Origin of the sequence: Streptomyces sp. NPDC056144, assembly GCF_042264145.1 — a bacterium.
GTDB lineage: Bacteria > Actinomycetota > Actinomycetes > Streptomycetales > Streptomycetaceae > Streptomyces.
Genome location: NZ_JBHJVF010000007.1, coordinates 198,565 through 210,114 on the forward strand (window position 1 = coordinate 198,565; position 11,550 = coordinate 210,114).

General features: G+C 72.0%; 8 protein-coding genes. All 8 read left to right on the forward strand.

What is annotated here, in order from left to right; all coding sequences use genetic code 11:
* Genes ACFC0Z_RS22625 through ACFC0Z_RS22660 form a run of 8 tightly spaced genes read left to right on the forward strand, consistent with a single transcriptional unit; the run spans window position 1 to window position 11,401 of the window.
* The gene (locus ACFC0Z_RS22625) at window positions 1-2,418 is read left to right on the forward strand and encodes a penicillin-binding transpeptidase domain-containing protein (protein ID WP_376440790.1); all 2,418 of its coding nucleotides are present in this window, start codon (window positions 1-3) and stop codon (window positions 2,416-2,418) included.
* 16 nt (window positions 2,419-2,434) lie between these two features.
* On the forward strand, window positions 2,435-4,159 hold the full coding sequence (locus ACFC0Z_RS22630) for a UDP-N-acetylmuramoyl-L-alanyl-D-glutamate--2,6-diaminopimelate ligase (protein WP_376440793.1): 1,725 nt from the start codon (window positions 2,435-2,437) through the stop codon (window positions 4,157-4,159).
* A 4-nt stretch (window positions 4,160-4,163) separates the two neighbouring features.
* Window positions 4,164-5,588, forward strand: coding sequence for a UDP-N-acetylmuramoyl-tripeptide--D-alanyl-D-alanine ligase (gene murF, locus ACFC0Z_RS22635; RefSeq protein WP_376440795.1), 1,425 nt, complete (start codon window positions 4,164-4,166; stop codon window positions 5,586-5,588).
* The gene (gene mraY / locus ACFC0Z_RS22640) at window positions 5,585-6,655 is read left to right on the forward strand and encodes a phospho-N-acetylmuramoyl-pentapeptide-transferase (protein WP_376440798.1); all 1,071 of its coding nucleotides are present in this window, start codon (window positions 5,585-5,587) and stop codon (window positions 6,653-6,655) included. Before murF ends, mraY begins: the two co-directional genes overlap by 4 nt.
* Window positions 6,637-8,076, forward strand: coding sequence for a UDP-N-acetylmuramoyl-L-alanine--D-glutamate ligase (gene murD / locus ACFC0Z_RS22645; RefSeq protein WP_376440800.1), 1,440 nt, complete (start codon window positions 6,637-6,639; stop codon window positions 8,074-8,076). The genes mraY and murD overlap by 19 nt, the downstream gene beginning before the upstream one ends.
* A gap of 55 nt (window positions 8,077-8,131) precedes the next feature.
* A complete protein-coding gene (gene ftsW / locus ACFC0Z_RS22650) occupies window positions 8,132-9,472 on the forward strand; it encodes a putative lipid II flippase FtsW (protein ID WP_376440803.1) in 1,341 nt (446 codons plus the stop codon).
* Between the two features lie 6 nt (window positions 9,473-9,478).
* A complete protein-coding gene (murG, locus tag ACFC0Z_RS22655) occupies window positions 9,479-10,573 on the forward strand; it encodes an undecaprenyldiphospho-muramoylpentapeptide beta-N-acetylglucosaminyltransferase (RefSeq protein ID WP_376440806.1) in 1,095 nt (364 codons plus the stop codon).
* A 24-nt stretch (window positions 10,574-10,597) separates the two neighbouring features.
* Window positions 10,598-11,401, forward strand: coding sequence for a cell division protein FtsQ/DivIB (locus ACFC0Z_RS22660; protein ID WP_376440809.1), 804 nt, complete (start codon window positions 10,598-10,600; stop codon window positions 11,399-11,401).
* Window positions 11,402-11,550 lie beyond the last annotated feature (149 nt).

Sequence of the window (11,550 nt, forward strand, 5' to 3'; positions counted from 1 at the left end):
GTGCCCTCAGAGGAGCCCCCGCGCCGCCGCGTCCCCGGCCCGGCCCGGCCTTCCCGCCCGCGCCCCGCCTCCGGCGACCGCCCGTCCCGCGACCGTACGACCGGTGACCGCGCCGCCCGCGACCGCGCGCCCGGCGACCGTGACGCCCGTGACCGCACGACGGGTGACCGCTCGTCCCGCGACCGCACGACCGGAGACCGCGCCGCCCGCGACCGCGCGCCCGGAGACCGCGATGCCCGGGACCGTACGACGGGCGACCGCTCGTCGCGGGACCGTACGTCCCGCGACCGCGCCCCGGGCGACCGCGCGCCCCGGGACCGCGCGTCCGCCGACCGCTCCGCCCGTGACCGCACGACCGGCGATCGACCGGCCCGTGACCGCACGACCGGCGACCGTGCCGCCGGGGGCCGTGCCGCCGGCGCGGACCGCACCTCGCGCGACCGCGCGGCGGCGGGGGGCGGCGGCGCCCGGCCGCGTACCCCCGGCGCCCGCACGCCCGGAGCCCGTACCCCCGGTGCGCGCGGCTCGCGGCCCGCGCCCCGGCCCGCCGCCAAGCGGCCCGCGCCGCGACCGGCGCGGAAGCCGCGGACCATCCGGCTCGGCAGCCCCCGGCCCCGGCTGCGGCTGATCTCCTTCGGCCTCACGCTCGTCATGCTGGTCTTCGTCGTCCGGCTGCTCCAGGTGCAGGCCGTCGACGCCAGCGCGTACGCGGCCAAGGCCGACCGGTACCGCTTCCAGGAGTACACGCTCTCCGCCGACCGCGGCGGGATCACCGACCGCAACGGCATCGCGCTCGCCGCCAGCGTCGACGCGTACGACATCACCGCCGACCCCAAGCTCTTCACGCCCGAGGAGTCCAAGGTCCCCGACGCCCCCGAGCAGGCCGCGGCCCTCCTCGCCCCGATCCTGGGCAAGGAGCCCGCCGAGCTCGCCAAGAAGCTCCGTACCCCCAAGTCCCGGTACACCCTGCTCGCCCGCAAGCAGACCCCGCAGGTCTGGAACCAGATCAAGGACCTCAGGAAGGTCTACGGGCAGAAGGCCCAGGCCAAGGGCGGCACCGGCGTCAACCTGCTCGGCGGCATCCTCAGCGAGCCCAGCAGCAAGCGCGTGTACCCCAACAACGAACTCGCCGCCGGGATACTGGGATACGTCAACGCCGAGGGCAAGGGCGCCGGCGGCATCGAGTCCCAGCTCGACCCGCAGCTCGCCGGCAAGGACGGCAAGGTCCGCTTCACCGAGTCCAACGGCCGCCAGGTGCCCACCGCGGGCTCCCAGGGAACCCCCGCCGTCCCCGGCTCCGACATCGAGCTGACCATCGACCGGGACATCCAGTGGGCCGCCCAGAAGGCCATCACCGAACAGGTGCGGAAGTCCAAGGCCGACCGCGGCTACGTCGTCGTGCAGAACACGAGGACCGGCGAGGTCCTGGCCATGGCCAACGCCCCCGGCTTCGACCCCAACGACCTCTCCGCCGCCAACTCCGCCGCCATGGGAAACGCGGCCCTCCAGGACGCCTACGAGCCCGGCTCCACCGCCAAGGTGATCTCCATGGCCGCCGTCCTGGAGGAGAACAAGGCCGAGCCCGGCACCCACGTCACCGTCCCCAACCGGCTCCACCGCGGCGACCGGCTCTTCAAGGACGACATCGACCACCCGACCTGGTACCTGACGCTCAACGGCGTCCTCGCCAAGTCCAGCAACATCGGCACCATCCTCGCCACCGGCCGGCTCGGCGAGACCCAGGCCGAGTCCAACAAGGTCCTCCACTCCTACCTGCGCAAGTTCGGCCTCGGCAGCCCCACGGGACTGAACTTCCCGGGCGAGACCCCCGGCATCCTCGCCGAGCCCGGGGACTGGTCGACCTCCCAGCAGTTCACGATCCCCTTCGGCCAGGGCCTCTCCGTCAGCGCCATGCAGGCCGCCTCCGTCTACTCGACGGTCGCCAACGGAGGCGTACGGATCGAGCCGACCCTCGTCCGCGGCACCAAGGGCGCCGACGGCCGCTTCACGCCCGCCCCGGCCCCCGAGCAGAGCCGGGTCGTCAGCGAGAAGACCGCCGACACCCTCGCCAAGATGCTGGAGTCCGTCGTCGAGGACGAGGAGGGCACCGGCAACAGGGCCGCCATCCCCGGCTACCGCGTCGCCGGCAAGACCGGCACCGCCAACCGCGTCGACCCCGAGCTCGGCCGCTACAAGGGCTACACCGCCTCGTTCGCCGGCTTCGCGCCCGCCGACGACCCGCAGATCACCGTCTACTGCGCCATCCAGAACCCCACGAAGGGCAGCTACTTCGGCGGCCAGATCTGCGGACCCATCTACAAGAAGGTCATGGAGTTCGCTCTCAAGACCCTCCACGTGGCCCCCTCGGGCAAAGAGCCCGCCCGACTGCCGGTCACCTTCGAACCCCCCACCCCGTGACACTCCGGGAGCACCAGTGACAACGATCACCCCCCATTCCGGGAACCGGAAATCGAACTCCGACGACGCCCCGGGCTCTTTTGGCCCCGCACAGGGTGCGCCCGGTACGCTCACCGCCGTGCCACACGCTGATCAGTCCCGAACCACCCCGCCCCGGCCGGAGCAGGCCCGCCCCACACCCCTGGGCGACCTGGCCGCACAGCTGGGCGTCGACACCCTCGACGCCGGCCCCGCCGGATCCGCCGCGGCCTCCGTCGCCGTCACCGGCATCACGCACGACTCCAGGGCCGTACGCCCCGGGGACGTGTACGCGGCCCTGCCCGGCGCCCGCCTCCACGGCGCCGACTTCGCCGCCCAGGCCGCCGGACTCGGAGCCGCCGCCGTCCTCACCGACCCGACCGGCGCCGAGCGCGCCGCAGCGACCGGCCTGCCGGTCCTGGTCGTCGAGAACCCGCGCGGCCGGATGGGCGAGCTCGCCGCCGCGATCTACGGGCGGCCCGGCGAGGACCTCCTCCAGATCGGCATCACCGGCACCTCCGGCAAGACCACCACGGCCTACCTGGTCGAGGGCGGCCTGCGCGGCGCCGGACGCAGCACCGGACTCGTCGGCACCGTCGAGATGCGCATCGGCGACGAGCGCATCAAGTCCGAGCGCACCACCCCCGAGGCCACCGACCTCCAGGCCCTCTTCGCCGTCATGCGCGAGCGGGGCGTCGAGGCCGTCGCCATGGAGGTCTCCAGCCACGCCCTCGTGCTCGGCCGGGTCGACGGCTGCGTCTTCGACGTCGCCGTCTTCAACAACCTCAGCCCGGAGCACATGGAGTTCCACTCCGACATGGAGGACTACTTCCGGGCCAAGGCCATGCTCTTCACCCCGCAGCGCAGCAAGCTCGGCATCGTGAACGTCGACGACGCGTACGGCCGCCGGCTCGCGAAGGAGGCGACCGTCCCGGTCGTCACCTTCTCCGCCGAGGGCCGCGAGGACGCCGACTGGCGTGCCGAGGACCTCGTCCTCGGCTCCCACGACTCGACGTTCACCGCCGTCGGCCCGCGGGGCGAGCGGGTCTCCGCCACCGCCCCGCTGCCCGGCCCGTTCAACGTCGCCAACACCCTCGCCGCCATCGCGACGCTCGCCGCCGCCGGCCTCGAACCGAAGGCCGCGGCCGACGGCGTCGCCGCCGTCCCCGGCGTCCCCGGCCGCCTGGAGCGGGTCGACGCCGGACAGCCGTACCTCGCGGTCGTCGACTACGCCCACAAGACGGACGCCGTCGAATCGGTCCTGCGCTCCCTGCGCGAGGTCACCGTGGGCCGCCTCCACGTGGTCATCGGCTGCGGCGGGGACCGCGACACCACCAAACGCGGCCCGATGGGCGCCGCCGCGGCCCGGCTCGCCGACACCGCCGTCCTGACCTCCGACAACCCCCGCTCCGAGGACCCGCTCGCGATCCTCACCGCGATGCTCGCGGGCGCCGCCGAGGTGCCGGCGGGGGAGCGCGGCTCCGTCCTGGTCGAACCCGACCGGGCCGCCGCCATCGCCGCCGCCGTGCACCGGGCCCGGCCGGGGGACACCGTCCTGGTCGCCGGCAAGGGCCACGAGCAGGGCCAGGAGATCGCCGGGGCCGTACGCCCCTTCGACGACCGCGAGGTGCTGCGCGCGGCCATCCTCGAACAGGCGCGCCTCGACCACCAGCAGAAGGCCCGGCACATCCGGGAAGACAGCCCCCAGAACAGTCAGGGATGAAGCAGTGATCGCCCTCTCCCTCGCCGAGATCGCCGAAATCGTCGGCGGGCAGACGCACGACATACCGGATCCGGCCGCCCGGGTCACCGGGCCCGTCGTCATCGACTCCCGCGAGGTGCGGACCGGCGGCCTCTTCGTCGCCTTCGCCGGCGAGCATGTCGACGGCCACGACTACGCGGAGCGCGCCGTCACGGCGGGCGCGGCGGCCGTCCTGGCCGCCCGGCCCGTCGGCGTACCCGCGATCGTCGTGGACGACGTGCAGACGGCGCTCGGGGCCCTCTCCCGCGCGGTCGTCGAGCGGCTCGGCACCGATGTCGTCGCCCTCACCGGCTCCGCCGGCAAGACGTCCACGAAGGACCTGATCGCCCAGGTCCTCGACAAGCACGCCCCCACCGTGTGGACGCCGGGCTCCCTCAACAACGAGATCGGCCTGCCGCTCACCGCGCTCCGCGCGAGCGAGGAGACCCGGCACCTGGTCCTGGAGATGGGCGCCCGCGGCATCGGCCACATCCGCTACCTCACCGGCCTCACGCCGCCCCGCATCGGCCTCGTCCTCAACGTGGGCACCGCCCACATCGGCGAGTTCGGCGGCCGGGAGCAGATCGCCCAGGCGAAGGGCGAGCTCGTCGAGAGCCTGCCGTCCGCCGAGGACGGCGGCATCGCGATCCTCAACGCCGACGACCCGCTCGTCCGCGCGATGGCGAGCCGCACCCGGGCCCGCGTGACCCTCTTCGGCGAAGCGGACGAAGCGGCCGTACGGGCCGAGAACGTCCGCCTCACAGAAACCGGACAGCCTTCTTTCAGGCTTCACACACCCACCGGGTGCAGCGACGTGACCTTGCGCCTGTACGGTGAGCACCACGTGTCGAACGCGCTCGCCGCGGCCGCCGTCGCGCACGAGCTGGGCATGCCCGTCGAGGAGATCGCCACCGCGCTCTCCGAAGCGGGCACCCTGTCGCGCTGGCGCATGGAGGTCACCGAGCGTCCGGACGGCGTGACGATCGTCAACGACGCCTACAACGCCAACCCCGAGTCCATGCGGGCCGCCCTGCGCGCGCTCGCGGCCATGGGCAGGGCCGCTCAGGCCCGAGGGGCGCGGACGTGGGCGGTGCTCGGCAAGATGGCCGAGCTCGGTGACGCATCGCTCGTCGAGCACGACGCGGTCGGACGGCTTGTCGTCCGGCTCAACGTCAGCAAGCTCGTCGCGGTCGGGGACAGGGAAGCGTCCTGGCTGCAACTGGGCGCATATAACGAGGGTTCGTGGGGTGAGGAGTCGGTGCACGTGTCCGACGCGCAGGCGGCTGTCGACCTGTTGCGCAGGGAGCTGCGTCCGGGGGACGTCGTCCTTGTGAAGGCTTCCAGGTCGGTTGGTCTCGAAGGGGTCGCGCAGGCCCTCCTCGACACCGAGGGCGAGGTCGCCGGACGATGAGGCAGATCCTCTTCGCGGGGGCCATCGGCCTCTTCCTCACCCTGGTCGGTACGCCGCTGCTGATCAAGCTCCTGGCCCGCAAGGGGTACGGGCAGTTCATCCGCGACGACGGCCCGCGCGGCCACGCCGGGAAGAAGGGCACGCCCACCATGGGCGGCATCTCCTTCATCCTGGCCACGCTCATCGCGTACGCCCTGACCAAGGTCATCACCGGCGAGGACCCGACGTACTCGGGCGTCCTGGTGCTGTTCCTCATGGCCGGCATGGGCCTGGTCGGCTTCCTCGACGACTACATCAAGATCGTCAAGCAGCGTTCGCTCGGCCTGCGGGCCAAGGCGAAGATGGCCGGCCAGCTGATCGTCGGCATCGCCTTCGCCGTGCTCTCGCTCCAGTTCGCGGACGCGCGGGGGAACACCCCGGCCTCCGAGAAGCTCTCCTTCATCACGGACTTCGGCTGGGCCATCGGCCCGGTGCTCTTCGTGGTGTGGGCGCTCTTCATGATCCTGGCCATGTCCAACGGCGTGAACCTGACGGACGGCCTCGACGGTCTGGCCACCGGCGCCTCGGTGATGGTCTTCGGCGCGTACACCTTCATCGGGCTCTGGCAGTTCCAGGAGTCCTGTGCCAACGCGATGACGCTGACCAACCCCAACGCGTGCTTCGAGGTGCGCGACCCGCTGGACCTCGCGGTGGTCGCCTCCGCCCTCATGGGCGCCTGCTTCGGCTTCCTGTGGTGGAACACCTCGCCCGCCAAGATCTTCATGGGTGACACCGGTTCGCTGGCCCTCGGCGGCGCGCTCGCCGGTCTCGCCATCTGCTCCCGTACGGAGCTTCTCCTCGCGCTGCTCGGCGGCCTCTTCGTGCTGATCACGATGTCCGTGGTCATCCAGGTCGGCTCGTTCAAGATGACCGGCAAGCGCGTCTTCCGGATGGCCCCCCTCCAGCACCACTTCGAACTCAAGGGGTGGTCCGAGGTCCTGGTCGTCGTCCGGTTCTGGATCATCCAGGGCATGTGCGTGATCGTGGGCCTGGGTCTCTTCTACGCGGGATGGGCAGCCGAAAAGTGACGGAACAGCTCGACTGGAACGGCAAGAGGGTCACCGTCGCGGGGCTCGGGATCTCCGGGATCCCGGCCGCGCGGGTGCTGCACGGCCTGGGCGCCGTCGTGACCGTCGTCAACGACGGCGACGACGAGCGCTCCCGGGCCCAGGCGGCCGACCTGGAGGCGGCGGGCATCACCGTCCGCCTCGGGGACGGGGCCACCCTGCCGGCCGGTACCGAGCTGATCGTCACCACCCCCGGCTGGCAGCCCGACAAGCCCCTCTTCACGGCCGCCGCCGAGGCGGGCGTGGAGATCTGGGGCGACGTCGAGCTGGCCTGGCGCCTCCGGGGCCCCGACGCGGCTCCGTGGCTCGCGGTCACCGGTACCAACGGCAAGACCACGACCGTACGGATGCTCGCCTCGATCCTGGAGGCGGCCGGGCTCAAGACCGCCGCCGTCGGCAACATCGGCGTCTCGCTCCTCGACGCCGTCCTCGGCGACGAGACCTACGACGTCCTCGCCGTCGAGCTCTCCAGCTACCAGCTCCACTGGTCGCCCTCGCTCCGCGTCCACTCGGCCGCCGTGCTCAACCTGGCGCCCGACCACCTCGACTGGCACGGCTCCATGGAGGCGTACGCCGCCGACAAGGGCCGTATCTACGAGGGCAACCGGGTCGCCTGCGTCTACAACGTGGCCGACCAGGTCACCGAGGACCTCGTCCGCGAGGCCGACGTGGAGGAGGGCTGCCGCGCCATCGGCTTCACCCTCGGCACCCCCGGCCCCTCCCAGCTCGGCGTCGTCGAGGGCATCCTCGTCGACCGCGCCTTCGTCGAGAACCGGCAGAAGAACGCCCAGGAGCTCGCCGAGGTCGCCGACGTCCAGCCGCCGGCCCCGCACAACATCGCCAACGCGCTCGCCGCCGCCGCCCTCGCCCGCGCCTTCGGCGTCGACGCGAAGGCCGTACGGGACGGACTGCGGGCCTTCCGGCCCGACCCGCACCGCATCGAGCTGGTCGAGGAGGTCGAGGGAGTCACGTACGTCGACGACTCCAAGGCCACCAACACCCACGCGGCCGAGGCCTCCCTCGCGGCCTACGAGTCGATCGTCTGGATCGCCGGCGGCCTCGCCAAGGGCGCCGCGTTCGACGAGCTCGTCGCCGCCTCGGCGAAGCGCCTGCGCGGCGCCGTCCTGATCGGCGCCGACCGCGCTCTGATCCGCGAAGCCCTGGCGCGACACGCCCCGGAGGTCCCGGTGGTGGACCTCGACCGGACCGACACTGGGGCGATGTCCGAGGCGGTCCGTGAGGCGGCGGGGATGGCCCGTCCGGGGGACACGGTGCTCCTGGCTCCGGCCTGTGCGTCGATGGACATGTTCACCAACTACAACAAGCGGGGCGAGGCCTTCGCGGACGCCGTCCGCGCGCTCGCCGCCACCGGGGACGCCTGACCTGACCAGTGGGAGGGTCCGGCCGGACCGGGCACGACTGGAGGGGGCAGCGACCATGCCGAGCAAGATCGCCGGGACACGCCGGCCTTCCGCCGTACGCGGCGGAGGGCGGGCGCCGGCGACCCCGCGGCCGGGGCGTGGCGGAGGCGTCCGGCGGCTCCACGAGCAGGCGGTACGGGCCTGGGACCGGCCCCTCACCGCGTACTACGTGATCATCGGCGCCGCCCTGCTCATCACCACGCTCGGCCTGGTGATGGTCTTCTCCGCCTCGATGATCACCGCGCTCCGGTACGACCTCGTGCCGTCCTACTTCTTCCGGAAGCAGTTCTTCGCCGCGCTCCTCGGCACCGGGCTGCTCCTCGCCGCCTCGCGGATGCCGGTGAAGCTGCACCGGGCGCTCGCCTACCCGATCCTCGTCGGCGCCGTCTTCCTGATGGTGCTCGTCCAGGTGCCCGGGATAGGGCACGCCGTCAACGGCAACCAGAACTGGATCTCGCTCGGCGGTCCCTTCCAGCTCCAGCCCAGCGAGTTCGGCAAGCTGGCGCTGATCCTCTGGGGGGCCGACCTGCTGGCCCGCAAGCAGGACATGGGCCTGCTCACGCAGTGGAAGCACATCCTGGTGCCGTTGGTCCCCGGCGCGTTCATGCTGCTCGGGCTGATCATGCTCGGCGGCGACATGGGCACCTCGATCATCCTCGCCGCGATCCTCTTCGGCCTCCTGTGGACGGCCGGCGCACCCACCCGCCTCTTCGTCGGGGTGCTCTCCGTGGCCGCTGCGATCGGCTTCCTGCTGATCAAGACCAGCGACAACCGGATGAAGCGCTTCCAGTGCGTTCTCGCGACCGACCCCGGCGGCGAGGGAGCCCCCTGTCTCCAGGCCGCGCACGGCATCTATGCTCTGGCCTCGGGTGGATGGTTCGGTTCCGGACTCGGCGCGAGCGTCGAGAAATGGGGCCAACTCCCGGAAGCCCACACCGACTTCATCTTCGCGGTCACCGGTGAGGAACTGGGCCTCGCGGGGACGCTGTCGGTACTCGCCCTGTTCGCGGCTCTAGGCTATGCGGGTATCCGCGTGGCCGGACGCACGGAGGACCCCTTCGTGAGGTATGCCGCGGGAGGCGTGACCACCTGGATCACGGCGCAGGCCGTGATCAACATCGGTGCGGTGCTCGGCTTGCTGCCGATCGCCGGTGTCCCGCTCCCGCTGTTCTCGTACGGGGGGTCGGCCCTGCTGCCGACCATGTTCGCCGTCGGGCTCCTCATCGCCTTCGCGCGACAGGAACCCGCCGCGAAAGCGGCCCTGGCCATGCGCCGCCCCGGCTGGGGCAAGCGGGCCGGGGTGAGATGGAAGTCGATGCGACGGCGCGTCAAGAAGCGCCCGTCCGGAGAGCGGTGAATTTCGGTGCATGTCGTACTTGCCGGCGGGGGGACCGCCGGCCACATCGAGCCCGCGCTGGCCCTCGCGGACGCCCTGCGCAGGCAGGACCCCAGCGTGGGGATCACGGCCCTCGGCACGGAGAAGGGCCTGGAGACGCGGCTCGTGCCCCAGCGGGGCTACGAGCTGGCGCTCATCCCCGCCGTACCGCTGCCGCGCAAGCCCACCCCCGAGCTGATGACCGTCCCCGGACGGCTGCGCAACACCATCAAGGCGGCCGAGCAGATCCTCGAACGCACCAAGGCCGACTGCGTCGTCGGCTTCGGCGGCTACGTGGCCCTGCCCGGCTACCTCGCCGCCAAGCGGCTCGGCGTGCCGATCGTGGTCCACGAGGCCAACGCCCGGCCCGGCCTGGCCAACAAGATCGGCTCGCGGTACGCGGCCGGGGTCGGCGTCGCCACCCCCGACAGCAAGCTCCGCAACGCCCGGTACATCGGCATCCCGCTGCGGCACACCATCTCGACCCTCGACCGGGCCCGGGTGCGCCCCGAGGCCCGCGCAGCCTTCGGGCTGGACCCGAACCTGCCGACGCTGCTCGTCTCGGGCGGCTCGCAGGGCGCCCGGCGGCTCAACGAGGTCGTCCAGCAGATCGCCCCGGTGCTCCAGCGCTCCGGCATCCAGATCCTGCACGTGGTCGGCCCGAAGAACGAACTGCCGCGTGTCGACAACATGCCCGGTATGCCGCCCTACGTGCCGGTACCGTACGTGGACCGGATGGATCTCGCGTACGCCGCCGCCGACATGATGCTCTGCCGCGCGGGCGCGATGACCGTCGCCGAGCTCTCCGCCGTCGGGCTGCCCGCCGCGTACGTCCCGCTGCCCATCGGCAACGGCGAACAGCGGCTCAACGCCCAGCCGGTGGTCAAGGCGGGCGGCGGACTCCTCGTCGACGACGCGGAGCTGACGCCGCAGTGGGTGCAGGGCAACGTCCTGCCCGTACTGGCCGATCCGCACCGGTTGTACGAGATGTCCCGCGCCGCGGCCGAGTTCGGCCGCCGGGACGCCGACGACCTGCTCGTCGGCATGGTGTACGAGGCGATCGCCGCCCGCCGACAGGCGTAGCGCGGCGGCGAAAGGCGGGGAAGCGTGGCAGCCGGACCGACGACCGCGGAAAAGAGCGGCGAGAGAAAACCGCACGGGTCGTCGGAACGGCCGCCCGGCGAGGAGGACCGGAACCGATTGTTCCGGGTGCCTCCCGTCCGGGTGTTGCTCATCGCCCTCGGCGTCCTCGCGCTCGTGGCCGGCGGGATCTGGGCGCTGTACGGATCGACCTGGTTCCGGGTGGAACGGGTGAAGACCTCCGGGCTCCGCGTCCTGACCCCCGCGGAGGTCGAATCGGTCGCCGCCGTTCCGGCCGGTTCCCCGCTCGTCTCCGTCGACACCGACGCCATCGCGGACCGTATCCGGAAGGAACTTCCGCGCGTCGAGTCGGTCGAGGTCGTGCGGTCCTGGCCGCACGGAATCGGTCTGAAAGTGACGGAACGGATGCCCGTTCTCCTGCTGGAAAAGGGCGGAAAGTTCGTCGAAGTGGACGGTTCCGGCACCCGGTTCGCCACCGTCGGCACCGCCCCCCGGAATGTCCCGAGGCTCCGCCTCGACGCCGCCGGATCGCCCAGCCTGCGCCGCTTCGACGAGGACCGGCTCCTCGACGAGGCGGTCCGCGTGCGGAGTGAACTCCCGGACGAAATCGCCGCGAACACTCGTGTCGTCCGCGTCGGCTCGTACGATTCCGTCACTCTGGAACTGACCAAGGGGCGAACCGTCTTCTGGGGGAGCGGCGAACACGGACCGGTGAAGGCCCGGGTGCTGACCGCCCTCATGAAAGCCTCGCCCAAAGCGGGGCACTTCGATGTAAGTGCCCCCACGGCGCCCGCCTCGTCCAGGAGTTGACGGCGAGTCCGTCGGCATATGCGCAGGTCGAGACCCTGGTTGGCCAGCGCTACGGGTGATCACATAGGGTGAAAAGAAAAACGGGAGGTTCGGCGTGTTCGTTGAACGGGCGCCACTTGTCGACTTAGTGTCCTGTTCGGAAGAGTCCA